Below are 16,785 nucleotides of genomic sequence, written 5' to 3'. Positions count from 1 at the left end.
GATATAACTGTGTTGAGGAAAAATCTGGTGGTATGATATACTGTTTAAAAGAAAGGAAGGTGCGCAGAATGATTGAGCTCGGAAATCTGTTCGCCACCCCAAAGGAGAAGCCTCCTGTTTCCATCTCTCTGTTCGGGAAACTGGAGGCCATCGTAGGGGGATATTTTCTCAGTGAAGTAACCTGCGGAGTTTTTCGGGGACTGTGGAACTCGCTGTATTTTGATCCTTCCGGGCAATGGGAAAGGGACGGTGTGAAGACCATACCGGAAAACCTCATTGGATATGTGGATCGAAAGGAACGGTGGGCCTTCATCCTGGAGCGATACCGGGAAAAATTTCTGGGGGACACTTTGGAGTACAGCCTGAGCTGCATCGGTGTTCCTTCCCTGGATGAGGAAGTCCTTTTTTGTACCTGTACCGATCATTTACCAGAGGAGTTTTCCTCCATCCTTTGGATCAACGATGATTTTCTCAGCGATGAAAGGCTGCCCTTTGATTTTCACCTGTTCGACCTCATTGAGGAAGGCAGACCATACCTGAACCCGAAGCATTTTTCGGTGAAGCAGTTGGTCCAACATACTTTGCAGGGAGCTCCTGCCAATTCATCGCAAGGTACTAACTTCTGATAGAAAAAAATAAATCCGAACCTCATAAAACAGGTTCGGATTTATTTCTTTGGTGGAGACGCACGGGCTCGAACCGTGGACCTCCTGCGTGTGAAGCAGGCACTCTGACCAGCTGAGCTACGCCTCCGTTGGGTGCTTTGCTATTATACAACACCTTGTCCGGAAAATCAAGGGGTAATTTTTCTTTTTCCATTTTTTCTTCCGGACACCCAAAAAACTTATTTTCTGCTTCCCAGGCTGATGCTGCTGAAAACCACCGCAGCCGCCCCGGACACTACTCCAACAATCCCCAGAATAAATCCCGTAACCGCAAACGCCTTTTTCATACAAACCGCCTCCTTTTTTCCTTTATCTTACCATAACCGGAGAAAATATGCTATAATGCCTCTGGTAAGCCTTGGGAAAGTATCCGTTTCTCCTCCGCTTCCAATACATAGAAGGAGAAAAACGTTCTTTTCCGCCGTAATATCCAAAAAGGAGAACCGACCATTATGGACCTGAACCTCGATTACAAACAGCGTTTTTTGGACATTTATGAGCAGAATATTCATCGTGAAGGGGCCCAGGAGCTGCTGAAATGGCTCCAGGGGACCGATTTTTTCACCGCCCCCGCCAGCACCCGCTTTCATTGCGCCTGCGCGGGAGGACTGGTGATGCATTCGGTGAGCGTGTATGAGACGATGATGGAAAAACACTTTGTGGAGGGCGAAGATAACCCCGAAAGCTTCGCTCTGTGCGCCCTTCTCCACGATCTGTGCAAAGCCCAGTTCTATAAGGTCTCCACCCGGAATGTGAAAAACGAACAGACCGGCCAGTGGGAGAAAAAGCCCTATTATGTAGTGGAGGATTCCTTCCCCTACGGTCACGGGGAAAAAAGTGTCTTTCTCATCGAGCGGTTCGTCCGGCTCAAACCGGCGGAGGCCACTGCCATCCGCTGGCATATGGGGGGCTTTGACGAAGCCTGTCGGGGCGGCAGCTTTGCCATCAGCCTGGCCTACGATAAATATCCTCTGGCAGTCAAGCTGCACCTTGCGGACCTGGAATCCACCTACCTGCGGGAAAAAGGGACCTCGGAGGTACAGCGGACATGAAGCGCTTCTTTTCTTCCCTCAGCCCCACCGCCCGGGGAATCTGCTGCATCCTGCTGTCCGCCCTGGGTTTCGCGCTGATGAACGTGTTTGTCAAGCTGGCGGGCGACCTGCCTTCGGTGCAGAAAGCCTTCTTCCGTAATGTGGTGGCCGCGGTGGTGGCCGGCTGGATGCTGTGGCGCAGCAAACTGCCCACACGGTACTGGCAGCGTCCTAATCTTCCTCTGCTGATACTGAGGGCTTCCCTGGGAACAGCCGGGTTGCTGTGCAATTATTACGCGGTGGACCACCTGATTCTTTCCGACGCCTCCATCATCAACAAGCTCACTCCTTTCTTTGTTATCATCTTCTCCGCGCTGTTTCTGCGGGAACGGGCAGACAATATTCAGAAGCTGGCTGTGGCGGCAGCCTTTTGCGGCTGTCTGTTTATTGTCCACCCCTCCCTGGACTTTTCCGCGGTATTTCCTTCCATCATCGGATTGTTGGGTGCTTGTTTTTCCGGCGCGGCTTATACCTGCGTCCGGGGACTGACCCAGCGAGGTGAACCTGGAGCCGCTATCGTGCTTTTCTTTTCCCTCTTCTCCTGCCTGGCGGTGCTGCCCTGGATCGCTTTCCACTATGTCCCCATGACCTTGGAACAGTTGGGTATTCTGATTCTGGCGGGATGCGCGGCTTCTGTGGGACAATTTGGCGTCACCGCTGCCTATGGCTTTGCCCCTGCGAAGGAGATCTCCGTATTCGACTACTCCCAGGTTCTGTTTTCCGCCGTTTTGGGCTTCTTCATCTTCGACCAGCTGCCGGATGGCTGGAGCCTGGTGGGATATGTCATCATTATCGGCACTGCTGTCCTGCTGTTCCGTCACAACCTCCGGCAGACCGGAACCGCACAATAAATCAGCAGCCATTGTTATTTTCACAGGCTCCATTATCCCCAGAGGCTTCCCAACTCCCCTGTGGATGATGGGGCCTTTTTGACAGTTCAGGGAAATTGTTTATCCTGAGATGAGGTATCGGGGAAATAAAATTCGTCCTTTTTCACGATAAAGGCCCTTCCTTTTCTCAAAAGCGGAGAAAAGAACCCAAAAACTCCATTCAACCTTCCCTGTAACATTGAAAATGAAAGGTATTTATGTCATAATATACCGGCTGCCCTTTCTTTTTCAAAATTTATCCGGCAGCGGAAAGAGGGTTTTTATGGAATCATCCGCCAGAAGCAGTTTTACCAGTCGGATCGGGTTCGTATTGGCCGCTGCCGGTTCCGCAGTCGGCCTGGGCAATATCTGGAGATTTCCCTATCTGGCCGCCAAATATGGAGGCGGCATCTTTTTGCTGGTCTATATCATCCTGGCTGTCACCTTCGGCTTTACACTGATGACCGCTGAAATCGCCATCGGCCGGAAAACCGGATTGAGCGCTGTTGGAGCCTATCGCGCACTGGACAAAAGATTCGGTTTTGTAGGAATTCTCTCCTCGCTGGTGCCAATGATCATTCTCCCCTATTACACGGTCATCAGCGGCTGGGTTGCCAAATACCTGTTCACTTACCTCACCGGAGGCGGACAGCAAGCCGCAGCCGATGGTTATTTTTCCGCTTTTATCCGCAGCACCTGGTCGCCGATTTTCTGGTTTCTGCTGTGTCTGCTGGCCACTTTTGCTGTGGTGATGATGGGCGTTGAAAAGGGCATCGAAAAATGCAGCAAAATCCTCATGCCTTTTCTGGTGATTCTGTCTGTCATCATCGCTATCTTCTCCATTACCCGGCCTGGAGCCTGGGAAGGGGTGCTGTATTACATCCTTCCCGATCCCTCCCGCTTTTCGGTGATGACGGTAGTGGCCGCTATGGGGCAGATGTTCTATTCCATGTCGCTGGCTATGGGCATCATGATCACTTACGGTTCCTATATGAAAAAGGATACCGACCTTGCCCATTGCGTGGGACAGATCGAAATCTTTGACACCGGCATCGCCTTTTTGGCCGGTCTGATCATCATTCCCGCTGTTTTTGCCTACTCCGGCGGGGACGCTGATGCTCTCAATGCCGGCGCGGGGCTGATGTTCATCACCATTCCCAAGGTGTTTGCCAGCATGAATATGGGCGGGATCATAGGAGCGATCTTCTTCCTGCTGGTCCTTTTTGCAGCCATTACCTCCACCATCTCGCTGATGGAAGCCATTGTATCCATTTTCCTGGATCAGTTCCACATTTCCCGTCCCCAGGCCTGCATGGCGGTGCTGGTCATATGCCTTGCGCTTGGTATCCCCTCTTCCCTGGGACATGGTCCCTGGTCGGCAATCACCTTCCTTGGGAAAAACATCCTGGATTCTCTGGATTTTATCAGCAATTCCGTGATGATGCCTGTGGCTGCTTTCTGCACCTGTATTTTTGTTTCCAAAGGTATCGGCGTGGATTCTATTTTGAGCGAAGTAAAGCACTCTTCCCATTTCCACCGGGAGAAGCTGTTTATTGTTATGATCCGCTATATCGCGCCCATCTTTATTATTGCTGTTCTGGTCAGTTCGGTTCTGGATGCGCTGGGTCTGCTGGTAATCTGAGCGGTATCCTTCATCTGCCTTTTCTGCGGTTTTCCTTACTTCGCTGCAATGTGACTTTCTCAAAGATGAAACAAGTCATTGATCAGGCTGCGTGCTGTAATTGGCTGCAATCCAAATTGGAAAATATTCATTCTGATCCCAAGCATACCGCCCCTCTGCCGTTAAAAGCAGGGGGGCGTTTTTTGTAACTGATGGTTCTGCGCCGCTGCACAGGGAAAAAAACCGGGGCAAAACATCGGCCCACTGCCTTTATCTGTTGCCAGAGAGCAGCTTTCAGCGTATTGCCCGCCGCCCCGCAAAGCCCGCAGTTAAAACTGCCCGCTGAGCGGATGGTTTGCTCAAGCTCTGAAGGGCCGTTTCCTGCATATGTCTCAAAGAATACTGAATTTTATTTTGCTTGCATCACTTGCCCCACGGCCCCCAAACAGGCAGCCCCTGTTTTGAGAAAGCTTTTATGGACAGCGATCACCTGTTTATCTCTTGCTTTGCCCGATGCCCCAAAATAAAGCTTTTTACATGATGCCTTCGCCGGCAAAGCCGTTGGTTTCCACTCATAACAAAAATAAGCCGCCGGAACGAATCCCGGCAGCTTATTTAAAAGGCTGCTTTATTTATTTTCAAATTTTTCCCGGAGCTTGTCAAAGAAGCCCTGGCGTTTATTATAGTTCTTGTCGCTGAGGCTTGCCTCAAACTCCCGAAGCTTATCCTTCTGGTTTTTGGTCAGGCCCTTGGGTACTTCAATGTTCACCCGAACATACTGGTCGCCTCTGCCGCGGCCGCTGGGGGAAGGCACACCCTTATCCCGCAGACGGAATACCGCACCGTTCTGGGTACCTTCGGGAACATGATATTCCACCCGGCCATCCACCGTGGGCACCACGATATCGTCACCCAGCACAGCCTGTGTATAGGTAATGGGAATATCGCACCAGATGTTGAAACCGTCCCGGTTGAAGAGGGGATCAGGCCGCACCGACACTGTCACATGGACATCGCCGGAAGGACCGCCGTTGATTCCCTGATCGCCCTGTCCCCGCACTGCGAAGGTCTGATCATCATCAATACCAGCGGGGATACTGACCTCCAGGGTCTTGGTGACCCGGACACGACCCTTGCCGCCGCATTTCTTACAGGGATTGCTGATGATCTTTCCTTTGCCGCCGCAGCGGGGGCATGCGCTGGTGGTCTGGACACTGCCCAAACCGGGGATGGAGCGAACTGTCCGCACCTGGCCGCTGCCGTGACAGTTGGGGCAGGTCTCCGGCTTGCTGCCGGCAGAAGCGCCGCTGCCGCCGCAGTCACTGCAGTTTTCCAGCCGCTGGAAGGTGATCTGCTTTTTGCAGCCCTTGACCGCTTCCATAAAGCTGAGCACCACCTGGCAGCCCACATCGCTGCCCCGGACCGGACCATTGGGGTCCCGGGTCCTGGTGCTGCCGCCAAAACCAAAACCGCTGCCAAACAGGTCTCCAAAAATATCTCCCAAATCCCCAAAGCCGCCGCTGAATCCGCCGAATCCGCCGGCTCCTCCGGGAGCGCCCGCACCATAGTTGGGATCTACCCCCGCATGGCCGAACTGATCGTAACGGGCCCGTTTATCTTTATCAGACAGGATCTCGTAAGCCTCATTGACCTCTTTGAATTTTGCTTCCGCCTCTTTATCACCGGGATTCAGGTCGGGATGGTACTTTTTGGCCAGTTTTCGGTAGGCCTTTTTCAGTTCATCCTCGCTGCAGCCTTTAGAGACCCCCAGTACCTCATAATAATCTCTTTTTTCCGGCAAAATGTTCACCCTCATTCCGCAAGGGGCATTGCTCCCGCAATACGGACCCTTTCACTAGATTCTGTCCATTGGCCTGTGAACACAGGCGGGGGCAGGACGGCACCGCCGCCCTGCCCGCAACGCCCCGTCAGGGGGCCTTATCAGTTGTTATCTACCGATCTGTAATCGGCATCCACATAACCGTCATCATTCTTGGGCGGCTCCGCACCGGGCTGAGCGCCGGCAGCTCCAGCAGCCTGAGCGGCGGCCTGGGCCTTCTGAGCAAGGTCAGCAAATTTTGCCTGGACATCATTCATCTTATTGCGGATCTCATCCAGGTTGTCACCCTTCAGCGCTTCTTTCAGCGCATTAATCCGCTCTTCAATGGCAGCCTTGTCATCGGCGGGCAGCTTGTCGCCCATTTCGCTCATGGACTTCTCTACATTGAACACCAGCTGATCGGCATTGTTGCGCAGATCGATAGCCTCACGGCGCTTCTTATCCTCTTCGGCATACCGCTCAGCATCCTTGACAGCCTTCTCCACATCGTCCTTGGACATATTGGTGGAGGAGGTGATGGTGATACCGGTCTCCTTACCGGAGGTCAGATCCTTGGCGGAAACATGAACGATACCGTTGGCATCGATATCAAAGGTCACTTCGATCTGCGGCACACCTCTGGGGGCAGCAGGAATATCGGTCAGCTTGAAGTTGCCCAGGGTCTTGTTGTCAGCAGCCATCTCACGCTCACCCTGAAGGACATGGACCTCAACAGTGGTCTGATTGTCAGCAGGGGTGGTGAAGATCTGGCTCTTCTTGGTGGGGATGGTGGTGTTGCGCTCGATGATCTTGGTCATCACGCCGCCCAGGGTCTCAACGCCCAGGGACAGGGGGGTAACATCCAGCAGCAGCAGGCCCTTGACATCACCGGTGAGAACACCGCCCTGGAGAGCAGCGCCCACAGCCACACATTCATCGGGATTGATGCCCTTGAAGGGATCCTTGCCCATAAACTCCTTGACCGCTTCCTGAACAGCAGGAATACGGGTGGAGCCGCCCACCAGCAGCACCTTGTTGATATCAGAGGGCTTCAGGCCGGCATCGGACAGAGCCTGACGGACAGGACCCATGGTGGATTCCACCAGGTCGTGGGTCAGCTCATTGAACTTCGCCCGGGTAATGGTCATCTCAAAGTGCTTGGGGCCGGTGGCGTCAGCAGTGATATAGGGCAGGTTCACCTGAGTGCTGGTCATGCCGGACAGGTCGCATTTTGCCTTTTCAGCAGCCTCACGGAGACGCTGGAGAGCCATCTTGTCGTTGCGCAGATCAATGCCGTTATTGGCCTTGAAATCGCTGAGCATATAGTTGAGCACCCGCTCATCGAAGTCATCGCCGCCCAGGTGGTTGTTACCGGCGGTAGCCAGAACTTCCTGTACGCCTTCGCCCATCTCGATGACGGAAACATCGAAGGTACCGCCGCCCAGGTCGTAGACCATGATCTTCTGGTCATTTTCCTTATCAATGCCGTAAGCCAGAGCAGCGGCAGTGGGCTCGTTGATGATTCTCTTGACATCCAGACCGGCGATCTTGCCCGCGTCCTTGGTGGCCTGACGCTGAGCGTCAGTGAAGTATGCAGGGACGGTGATGACCGCCTCGGTGACCTTCTCACCCAGATAAGCCTCCGCGTCGCTCTTCAGCTTTTGCAGGATCATAGCGGAAATCTCTTGGGGGGTGTAGCTCTTGCCGTCGATATTCACCTTGTAGTCGCTGCCCATATGCCGTTTGATGGAAGAGACGGTCCGGTCAGGATTGGTGATGGCCTGACGCTTTGCAATCTGGCCCACCATTCTCTCATTATCCTTAAAGGCAACCACGGAAGGAGTAGTTCTGCCGCCCTCGGGGTTGGGGATGACGACGGCCTCGCCGCCCTCCAGCACCGCGACACAGGAATTGGTTGTACCAAGGTCGATGCCGATAATCTTACTCATAATCTGTTTCCTCCTATTGGCGCCCAATGCGCCTATTTAAAATTTGATTTTTGGTTCTGTTTTTATGAAATCCGTCCCTCCGGACGGTTGATCACTTGCTTAATTGGCGGTCTGCACCATGGCGTAGCGCAAAATCCGTTCGCCGATGCGGTAGCCTTTCTGGAACACCTGGGAGATCACATTTTTTCCCAGATTCTCATCTTCAACGTGCATAACCGCATTGTGGAGGTTGGCGTCAAAGGTTTCTCCCACTTCGCCGAACTCCTCCAGCCCCATGGTACGCAGCACTCCCATCAGGCCGTCATAGGTCATTTCCACACCCTTGCGGTAACCTTCATCACTGCAGGGGGCTTCCAGAGCCCGCTGGAAGTTATCCACCACCGGCAGCAGCTCTTTGACAATGTTGGCCACAGCCTCGGGATATGCAGCTTCCTTTTCCTTGGTGGTACGGCGGCGATAGTTTTCAAATTCTGCCATCAGCCGCAGATAGCGGTCTTTTTCTTCCGTTACCTGGCCCCGAAGCTGCTCCAGCTCCTTTTCCTGGGGAGAAGGTTCCTGCTGCTGAGTTTGTTGCTGCGCTGTCTCTTCAGAGCCAACGGTTTCCGTATTCTCTGCAGTTTCCACTGCTTCCTCCACAGCCTCCGCTGGTTTCTTTTCGCTGTCTTTTCTGGACAAGACGCTTTCCCCTTTCTGTATTACGCCCCGGGATCATCCTGATCCTCCAGGGTCTCGTTCAATAGTTTGCCGAGCATCTGGGAAAAATACTCAATGTGGGGCAGCAGCCGGGCATAATCCATCCGGATAGGACCGATCAGCCCCACAGCCCCCATGCTGTCTTCGCCGATTTTATACTTGGAAATAATAACGGTGGAATCCGCCAGCTCCAGCTTCTGATTTTCCCTGCCGATGCTCACCCGGACACCATTCTCATCCCGGTCAATCAGGTCCATCAGCTCTTCCCGGGAATTGATGACCCGGAACAACTGATTGGCGATCTGCCGCAGCTCTCCATATTCCAGCAGATTGGAAGTGCCGCTGCGATAGATCCTGCCGTCGCTTGCTTCCCGGCACAGATCATAAATTGCCGTCAGCAGCGGAGAGAAGATATCGGTGTACTCCCCCAGAGAGAAGGAGATGGAGTTGATGTAATTGCGGGTGATTTCGTTGATCCCTCTGCCGGCCAGCCTGGAGTTGGCAAAGCTGGTGAAGAAATCCACGATCTTGGGTGTCAGGCGGAAATCCACACGGCAGACCTTATTTTTGATCATACCGTTGGAGGCGATGAGCAGGATCACTACTGTATGGGCAGTGGCCGGAATCAGTTCAATTTTACGAACTGTAGCGTTCTGCTTATACATTGTGGTGGAAATGGCCGCGCAGTTGGTATATTTCGCCAGAGCCCGTGCGGAATCCTCCAGCAGTTTATCCGGGTCCGGATTGCGCCGGTTGAAAAGCGCCTCGATCTCCTGCCGCTCTTCCAGCGTCAAGGGCTGCGTTGGCATCAGCTGATCGATATACAGCCGCAGACCCAGATGGGAAGGCACCCGTCCCGCGGAGGTATGAGGCTGTTCCAGCAGTCCCAGATCAAAAAGCACCGCCATATCGTTGCGCACCGTGGCGGGGGAAACCCTGCCGCCCAAAAGCGCCGCGATCAGTTTGGAGCCCACCGGCTCACCGGTTTTAAGATATGTTTCCGTGATGGCTGCAAGGATTTTCAGTTTTCTTTCATCCAGTTCCATCACTTGTCGCCCCTTTCATTTTTAGCACTCATTTATCTCGAGTGCTAACGATTATTATTTTACATCATTTTCAGCCGTTGTCAAGAGACTTCATAATTAATTTACAACTTTTTTGACACTCGTCCCCGGTGAGTGCGAATTTCTCTTTTCCACGCCGCAAGAACAGAAAAAATATTGCCCTGCCATTGTCTTTTTTCAAAAAACCCGATACAATAAGGTCAAATGCCTGTTTCAGCATTCCCAAGTCTTTCCCGGAGGTTGAAAACAGTTATACTTGCAGCAAACAAGGAACATCTCCTCGACGAACAAGGGGTCAAAGCATCGGACAAAAACGGCGCTGTCATGGAAACATCCCTTCACCAGGCGATGGGACCTTTGTTTTATGCCCTTCAGCCTTCAGAATTCCACTTATTTCCAGAAGTTTCTTCATATTTCCCACAGGAGGAAAACTCCCCAAAGGAGGAAGCGCCTGAAAACATCGGTCGTCCCCTTGGGAAAGGACAGGGGTCCGGCATTTTTCCTTCTGACATCTCCTTTTTTAAACCTAAACTACCAAGCTGATCATATCAAAAGCCATTTTCTTCAGGTCCAACCAGAAGTACAAAGGAGCGGCTTATGAACTTTTTAATGAATTTACTGAAAAACAAGTATCTTTATGTTTTCTTTATCTCCATGCTGCCCATTGTGGAGCTGCGGGGCGGCATCCCTGCAGGCGTAGCCATGGGGCTGGACTTCTGGCAGGTTTATCCCATCTCGGTGCTGGGGAATATTCTGCCGGTACCTTTTCTTATTCTTTTTTCCAAGCAGGTGGTCACCTTCCTGGCTAAAAAAGGGGTGTGCGGCGGCTTTTTTCAGCGGCTCATTGATAAGGCGGACGAAAAGGCCCGGAAGCTGGGAAAATATGAGCTGCTGGGATTGTTTCTCTTTGTAGCTGTTCCCGCTCCCGGCACCGGCGCGTGGACCGGCAGTCTCATTGCCGCTGTACTGCGGCTGCGGCTCATTCCCGCATTCCTGGTCATTACCGGAGGGGTGCTGACCGCCGGACTGATCATGGGAGTGGTCTCTTTCGGTCTGCTGGGCGCAGTGGGGATTATCCTGTAAACTGTGAAAATTGCTCTGACGCGTCAAAGGAGGGATTCCTATGAAGAAAAAGGAGACCCGTTGGTATCTGCTCTGGTTTGTGGGCTGTGGAATATGGGCGCTGACCTTTCTGAAAAACTTTCTGGATGGAGGAAGCCCCGATTGGCTGCTGACGGTACAGTTTCTCAATATCATCCTTTACTTTGGCGCCGGAGTACTCAATGCCAAACGATATAGGCGCAGGCTGCGGGAGAAAAATGACGCTTCGCCTTCCCGGTATGACCAGCAGCAATGAAACGTGAGGATTTTTCCCAGGGTGTAAAGAGCTGCAGGAAAAACTCAGGTATCCTGCTTTGATATCTGGTATTTTCGGCATAGCAGGCACCATGTCCTGCAGAAAAAGTGAAAAGACCGGCATTCCTGTGCCCAAGCAGGGAATGCCGGTCTTTTTGATTGAAATGGAAAACCATCGGCTCTGATAGTGAAGGTGCCCGCAAAAAGCTTTCTTTTTAAGCATCAAGTGAAGCCAGCTGCCAGCAGAAAGTGATCACCGATAAAAAGCCTTCGTCAGAACAGCAGTTCCCATTTACAGTTTGTGGGGCTAGTGATGAGGAAAAAATGAAATTCAGTGTGCCTTGAAACGCGTACCGGTATCAGGCCCTTATCGGACTGCTTCCAGCCACCGGCTTAGCTATGACCGGATGTTCAGCCTCTTGCGCTGTCTATCTTTGAGGAGGGCGTGATGGTACGGCTTCTCCGTCCTGCTCTGTGAAGGAGGATTCCATGCTCCCCTCCAGGCCTTTTATCTGCTCCAGCAGCTCCTCCATCCGGATTTCCCCCAGATAGAAGGCAGTGCCATGGCCCAAAATATTGGTGGTCAGCCAGCCGTCCCGGGTGAAAGTCATGCTGAGATTTTCCACTCCAAACAGTGGGAGATCCACAGAAATCTCCATCCCAATATCCTGTCCGCCCCGTCTGAGAATCCACTGGTCATAGTTTGTGATGGCCGGAGCATCTGCCTGCTGCCGCAGAAGATCCCATATCAAATCATTGTCTGGGCACTCCACTTCTACCGTGCGTGTCTGCCCCAATGGGAGCTTCTCCTCATATCGCAGGACGCCGAAAGTCATCTGTCGCTCCAGATCCATATTTTCCATCAGCTGTCCCAAGGATTCCGGATGGTAATCCAAAGCGCCGTATACCCAATATCGTCCAGGCTCCTGAGAAAACTCCACTGCCACTCCACAGGCCAGGTTGATGTCCTTAAGGGTATAGATCTTCGCCAAGGTGCTGTGCTCTTCAAAGGTTACAGGGTCCCAGCCAGTGAGGGGCTCCTCCCCCAGCGGCAGACCCAGCTGCTTTTGGGAGATTTCCGTACGCCTGGTAGTATATTCCTGTCCCTCTATCGTCAGGGTGGTATATTGTTCCGCTATAGACAACTCTTCCCAGGGAATCACTGGACAGTCCCCCTCATTATAAGAGCTGCCTCCAATACTGGAACTGCTGCAAGCACTGCCTGCCGCTTCATCCTGAGCAATTCCCTCCAAATCATTCTCCATCCAAAAGGGCTGATAAAAACGCAGCAGAAGCCCCGCCGCCAATGCAGCGCAAAGGCAAGCCGCCGGCAGAAGCGGCCATTTCTTTCGGCGAACCGTTACAGGACGGGAAAACAGTTCCTCGCAGTCCTTCAAGAGCCGGTCCTCCACTCCTCCAATGGCATAAAACAGCCGTTCCTCTCCCGTCATACCGCGATCCCCTCCTTTTCCAGAAACTCCCGGAGCTTTCCCCGAATGCGGAACAGCCGGGTTTTGACAGCGTTCTCTTTCAAAGAAAATACGATTCCCAGTTCCCCTATGGTCCGGCAGTACCAGTACCGCCCCAAGAACAACTGGCGGTCCTCCCGGGGAAGCGTTTCCAGAAAATGCCCTATCGCTTCCGTCAACTGGTGGGCTTCCACCTGCTCACTGGTACTGTCCCCTTTGGTAACGCACTCAGACAATTCTTCCAGGGCCAAAGACACCCTGCCCCCGCCCCGGCGCTCCGCCCGTTTTTCCCGCCATCGGTCCAAAGCCAGATTTCGGGTGATCCTGCCCAGAAACAGAGACAGCCGGGAAGGCCGCTGCGGGGGCATGGCGTTCCAGGCCCGCAGCCAGGTATCGTTTACACACTCGTCACTGTCCTCTTGATTTTCCAGCACATTCCAGGCAATCCGATAGCAATATCCGCCGTACTGCCGCTGGCTTTCCAGCAAAGCCCTGGGGTCCCGTCCCCAGTACAGCGTCACGATCTCATGATCCTCCACATCCGCACCCCCTTCTTTGTTTATAAGACGGAAAAAAATCCTTCCGGTTACAAAAATTTTTTTGCATATGGCGGCGGTAAAATCAGTGGAGAAGCAGACCGCTCCCTGTAAAATCCACCTGCATGATCTGTACCGGCAGCCTTCCCCCACCTTGTACCCTGCTTCTGCCCCCTGAAAGAGAAAGAGCTTAGATGCCCCACGGTTTCTAAGCTCTTGCAGCGTTATCCCGTCATCTTCAAGGATGCGGGAATTTCATTTTAATAAAGCAGGAAGCGGTCCTGCATTTATTCCGCCTGTCTTGCGGGCATCATAAAGCTTACCACATTTCCGCAGGACGCTGGGGAATAACCTGAGGCTGAGGCTGCTCCTCCACTACCGGTCCCCGTGCCTCCGCCTGAAGGAAGAACCGGTACACCGGCGCCAACTGCCGAAAACCCTGGGCCACATAATCCGCAAGACGGTCAGAAAACAGCAGCTGGAAATCAAAGCAGTCCTTATTGAAGCTCATAGTCTTTCGGTCCAGCCAGTTCCGTTTTTCCTCCGGTTGGGCGGGATATTTGCTCCGTTTGTAGCTATCCCCCTCCAGCTGGAAGCCGCCTTCCTTCCAGGCTTTTCTGGCCTCCAGATAAACCGGATCATTCCGGAGAATCATCTCCCGTATGGCCGCCATGGTGTTGGCTCCTGCCTGATAATAACCACAACCGAAATCGAACCGGTCCGGGCGGATCTCAAAATAAAAGGCGGGAGGCCCTTCCCACAGCTTTTTGTCCCGCAGGAACACGCACCACATCACTTCCCGGTACAGGGATTTATCGTGGGTAAAACGGTTATCCCGACGCACCCGGCTGATACTCCGTCCCTGGCGGGGATCCACAATCAGCTGTGGATCAATATCCAGAACCGTAGGACCCAGCGCCGCCGTCAGCTGGATCATCGGTTCCAGCACCAGCAAGCGGTACTCCTCTTTATGTTCGTCAAACCAAGCCTTGCTGTTTTGCAGCCTGTTTTCTACCAAAAACTCCAATGTCCTTTGGGAAAACGCCATGATTTCTTTCCTCCTGATCCATCATGAAACGCACAAAGGGGACGGCGCGGGCCGCCCCCTGATGATCAACTGTTTTATTTGCTGGAATAACGGGTATAGGTAACAAAGCCGTCGTACAGCTTGCCCAGATAGGCAAAGGATTCACCTGTACCCACAGCCACCGCTTCCACTGGATTCTCCGCCAGACGGGCGGTGATACGGATACGGCTGCTGATGAGCTTGTCCAAACCGCCAAGCATGGCTCCGCCGCCGGTCATGATCAGACCGTTTTGCTGGATATCCGCCACCAGCTCCGGCGGGGTCTGCTCCAGCACCGACTGAAGAGCCAGGATGATGTGTTCCACATCCGCCCGCAAGGGTTCCACCAACTCCGTATTGGTGATGGTAATTCTCTGAGGCAGGCCGGTAACCAGGTTGCGTCCCTTCACCTCATACTCCACCGGCTCCACCCCGTCCATCCAGACAGTGGCGATATCTCTCTTGATGCGGTCAGCGGTATTATCGCCAATCAGAACATTGTAGGTGCTGCGGATATGCTTGATGATGGTGGAATTGAGCTTGTTTCCCGCCATCTTCAGGGAGGTTTTGCACACGATGCCGTTGAGGGAGAGCACCGCAATATCGCTGGTGCCGCCGCCAATATCCAGAATGGCCACGCCGCCGGGAACCGTGATATCCACTCCAGCGCCGATAGCCGCTGCCACCGGCTCCTCAATGAGGAATACATTCCGGGCGCCGGCGGAGATCATTGTATCAATGACAGCCCGGGATTCCACCTCAGTAATGGCAGAGGGAACGCAGACACAAACCCGGGGCTTGAAGAATTTGCTGGGATTGATTTTCTTGAAAAACTCCTTGAGCATCTGCTCAGTAACCTCATAGTCGGAAATGACCCCTTCCTCCAAAGGCCGGACCACCCGAATACGGTCGGAAGTTTTGCCCAGCATCTGGCAGGCAGCGTCGCCCACCGCCAGCACCTTGTTGCTGCTGTCCAGAGCCACGATGGAAGGCTCCTTCAGAACAATGCCCTTGCCGTTGACATAAATGATCGTGGTGGCGGTTCCCAGATCAATACCAATATCGTTACTGAACACGATGATTACCCCTTCATTTTGGATTTGAAACTATATAGGCCCAAGGCCCTTCCGAGGCCGGGAACAAAAGGGTTCCCGGTCCGACAATTTCTTTGTTTCTGCCTGTGATTCCTGTAAATTGTACCATGAATCGGGCGTCTTTGTCAAAAGCAAATCACGGGGAAATACCAGCTTTCAAGGCAGCTTTGAGGGAATATTATGACTAATTTGTGAATCTTTTTGGCTCATTTTGAGCGCCTGCATTCCTGCAAGGGGCAAAAGCATTCAAACTGCCGCCACAGCCTGCGGCAAAATTACGATGCTTTTCCTTTTTCGGCCTTGCAGCAGCCATAAACCTTGGGTTCGGCCAGTATACCTCCACCGTCTTCCTCCTGCTGTAAGCAGACTGATACTGGGCATACGGATTCTTCCCCTTAAAATTCCTTATCCTTTTGCCGGCGCAGCAAAACGATGCCCGCTACCTCTGACGCTCCTGCCTGCCGCAGCAGCAATCCGCACTCCTGCAGCGTGGTCCCTGTCGTACAAATATCATCCACCAGTAGCAAGCGCTCACCCTGCAGCCGTACACCTGGAATCAGACGGCATCCACTTCCCCTTTTTCTCCGCATACTGCCGGACAGATTATGTTGAGTGAGAATATCCTGCTTTTCCAGCAAATTGGAAATCAGCGGCACACCAAGTTCCCTGGCCACCACACGGGCCAGTACCTCCGCCTGATTATAGCCTCTGTTCTTCTGCCTCTCTGTGGGCATGGGGACAAAGGTCACTCCATCAAAAAGAGGATCCGGACAGCAGTCTCTTAACATCTTTGCCATTTCCAGGCCAAAGTATTCCAGCGTCTTGGGATCCCCTTGAAACTTCACTTTGTTCACACCGCGCCGGCTCTCCTCACTGTCCCGAAACAGTGATATCACGGTAATAGTCCCCAGTGTAAATTCCTGTTTTTCTGGAGACAAACGATATTTTTCATGGCACCGGGTACATAGTTTTCGTCCTGTCTCCACCACCTGTCCGCACAACAGACACCGGGGCGGGAAAAACAGATCCCCCAGCCACTCCATCCAAGTCAAGCCGCTCCCCCTTTCCCCTCTGGGCGAATCTTTCACTTTAAGGCAAGCCATGCTTTTCATCGAAATTCAAACAGCTTTGCCACAGGAATCTCCAATGCTTTGGCGATGCTGAAAATGACGTCCAATGATACGGCGCAGTCATTGTTTTCTATTCGTGACATATGGGTACGGCTGATATCGATCCGATCTGCCAGCTGCATCTGAGACAGCCCTCGCTCTTTTCTGTAATAAGCGATATTCAGGCCAAGTTTTTTGTATTCTTCAAAGTGCTTGCGTTCCATAAGCGATTCCTCCATGGATATAGCTTATGGAATTTTTTCGTCAAATACGACAACGTAAAATAAAAATAATGTTACTATACACGTTACAATTTTATCTTTTCAAGTAATATTGTTTTATAAAGCTCCGGCAATATTCCAGCTTCTGGAATTCCCGGTTCCT

The 16,785-nt window shown here is 52.7% G+C and carries 17 protein-coding genes and 1 tRNA gene; 7 read left to right on the top strand and 11 right to left on the bottom strand.

From position 1 onward, the window contains the following. The first annotated feature begins 68 nt into the window (after positions 1-68). A complete protein-coding gene (locus tag BQ5383_RS12345; RefSeq protein WP_071432417.1) occupies positions 69-626 on the top strand; it encodes a hypothetical protein in 558 nt (185 codons plus the stop codon). Between the two features lie 50 nt (positions 627-676). Here the strand turns inward: BQ5383_RS12345 and BQ5383_RS12340 are convergent. After that, a tRNA-Val gene (locus BQ5383_RS12340) sits at positions 677-753 on the bottom strand. Between the two features lie 364 nt (positions 754-1,117). Here BQ5383_RS12340 and BQ5383_RS12335 point away from each other — a divergent pair. From BQ5383_RS12335 to BQ5383_RS12325, 3 genes are all read left to right on the top strand, one after another. Next, a complete protein-coding gene (locus tag BQ5383_RS12335; RefSeq protein ID WP_071432415.1) occupies positions 1,118-1,717 on the top strand; it encodes a hydrolase in 600 nt (199 codons plus the stop codon). Then, on the top strand, positions 1,714-2,607 hold the full coding sequence (locus tag BQ5383_RS12330; protein WP_071432413.1) for a DMT family transporter: 894 nt from the start codon (positions 1,714-1,716) through the stop codon (positions 2,605-2,607). The genes BQ5383_RS12335 and BQ5383_RS12330 overlap by 4 nt, the downstream gene beginning before the upstream one ends. Positions 2,608-2,908: 301 nt before the next feature. Beyond that, a complete protein-coding gene (locus tag BQ5383_RS12325) occupies positions 2,909-4,267 on the top strand; it encodes a sodium-dependent transporter (RefSeq protein WP_071435069.1) in 1,359 nt (452 codons plus the stop codon). A 607-nt stretch (positions 4,268-4,874) separates the two neighbouring features. On the opposite strand, the gene dnaJ is transcribed toward BQ5383_RS12325, so the two are convergent. The 4 genes from dnaJ to hrcA form a co-directional block, all read right to left on the bottom strand. After that, complete coding sequence (gene dnaJ / locus BQ5383_RS12320) at positions 4,875-6,047, bottom strand: molecular chaperone DnaJ (RefSeq protein ID WP_274952758.1); 1,173 nt, start codon at positions 6,045-6,047, stop codon at positions 4,875-4,877. 140 nt (positions 6,048-6,187) lie between these two features. Continuing rightward, complete coding sequence (gene dnaK / locus BQ5383_RS12315; protein ID WP_071432409.1) at positions 6,188-8,014, bottom strand: molecular chaperone DnaK; 1,827 nt, start codon at positions 8,012-8,014, stop codon at positions 6,188-6,190. A 99-nt stretch (positions 8,015-8,113) separates the two neighbouring features. After that, positions 8,114-8,689, bottom strand: a complete 576-nt coding sequence (gene grpE, locus BQ5383_RS12310) for a nucleotide exchange factor GrpE (RefSeq protein ID WP_083389956.1) — start codon at positions 8,687-8,689, stop codon at positions 8,114-8,116. Between the two features lie 20 nt (positions 8,690-8,709). Beyond that, positions 8,710-9,753 carry a heat-inducible transcriptional repressor HrcA gene (gene hrcA, locus BQ5383_RS12305; protein WP_071432405.1) on the bottom strand — a complete coding sequence of 348 codons (1,044 nt, stop codon included), beginning with the start codon at positions 9,751-9,753 and terminating at the stop codon, positions 8,710-8,712. A gap of 258 nt (positions 9,754-10,011) precedes the next feature. On the opposite strand from hrcA, the gene BQ5383_RS20800 reads away from it, so the two are divergent. From BQ5383_RS20800 to BQ5383_RS12295, 3 genes are read left to right on the top strand one after another with little or no spacing between them, the layout of a single operon-like run. After that, on the top strand, positions 10,012-10,314 hold the full coding sequence (locus tag BQ5383_RS20800; protein WP_139193418.1) for a hypothetical protein: 303 nt from the start codon (positions 10,012-10,014) through the stop codon (positions 10,312-10,314). A gap of 54 nt (positions 10,315-10,368) precedes the next feature. Further along, a complete protein-coding gene (locus BQ5383_RS12300; RefSeq protein WP_235821978.1) occupies positions 10,369-10,854 on the top strand; it encodes a COG2426 family protein in 486 nt (161 codons plus the stop codon). A 40-nt stretch (positions 10,855-10,894) separates the two neighbouring features. Continuing rightward, positions 10,895-11,128, top strand: coding sequence for a hypothetical protein (locus BQ5383_RS12295; RefSeq protein ID WP_071432403.1), 234 nt, complete (start codon positions 10,895-10,897; stop codon positions 11,126-11,128). A gap of 427 nt (positions 11,129-11,555) precedes the next feature. Here BQ5383_RS12295 and BQ5383_RS12290 read toward each other — a convergent pair whose 3' ends face one another. From BQ5383_RS12290 to BQ5383_RS12265, 6 genes are all read right to left on the bottom strand, one after another. Further along, positions 11,556-12,578: a hypothetical protein gene (locus tag BQ5383_RS12290; protein ID WP_071432401.1), complete on the bottom strand. Its 1,023-nt coding sequence runs from the start codon at positions 12,576-12,578 to the stop codon at positions 11,556-11,558. Further along, a complete protein-coding gene (locus BQ5383_RS12285; protein WP_071435066.1) occupies positions 12,575-13,135 on the bottom strand; it encodes an RNA polymerase sigma factor in 561 nt (186 codons plus the stop codon). The genes BQ5383_RS12290 and BQ5383_RS12285 overlap by 4 nt, the downstream gene beginning before the upstream one ends. A gap of 316 nt (positions 13,136-13,451) precedes the next feature. Continuing rightward, positions 13,452-14,180, bottom strand: a complete 729-nt coding sequence (locus BQ5383_RS12280) for a DUF2461 domain-containing protein (RefSeq protein ID WP_071432399.1) — start codon at positions 14,178-14,180, stop codon at positions 13,452-13,454. A 74-nt stretch (positions 14,181-14,254) separates the two neighbouring features. Continuing rightward, positions 14,255-15,274, bottom strand: coding sequence for a rod shape-determining protein (gene mreB, locus BQ5383_RS12275; protein ID WP_071432397.1), 1,020 nt, complete (start codon positions 15,272-15,274; stop codon positions 14,255-14,257). Between the two features lie 413 nt (positions 15,275-15,687). After that, a complete protein-coding gene (locus tag BQ5383_RS12270) occupies positions 15,688-16,335 on the bottom strand; it encodes a ComF family protein (RefSeq protein WP_071432394.1) in 648 nt (215 codons plus the stop codon). Positions 16,336-16,400: 65 nt separating this feature from the next. Beyond that, a complete protein-coding gene (locus BQ5383_RS12265) occupies positions 16,401-16,625 on the bottom strand; it encodes a helix-turn-helix domain-containing protein (RefSeq protein ID WP_071432392.1) in 225 nt (74 codons plus the stop codon). Positions 16,626-16,785: the final 160 nt, after the last annotated feature.

The sequence above is a fragment of the Angelakisella massiliensis genome (genome assembly GCF_900104675.1).
In the GTDB taxonomy this organism is placed as follows: Bacteria; Bacillota; Clostridia; order Oscillospirales; family Ruminococcaceae; genus Angelakisella; species Angelakisella massiliensis.
Note: the sequence above shows the minus strand (reverse complement) of the source record. Positions and strands in the feature narration are given on the sequence as shown.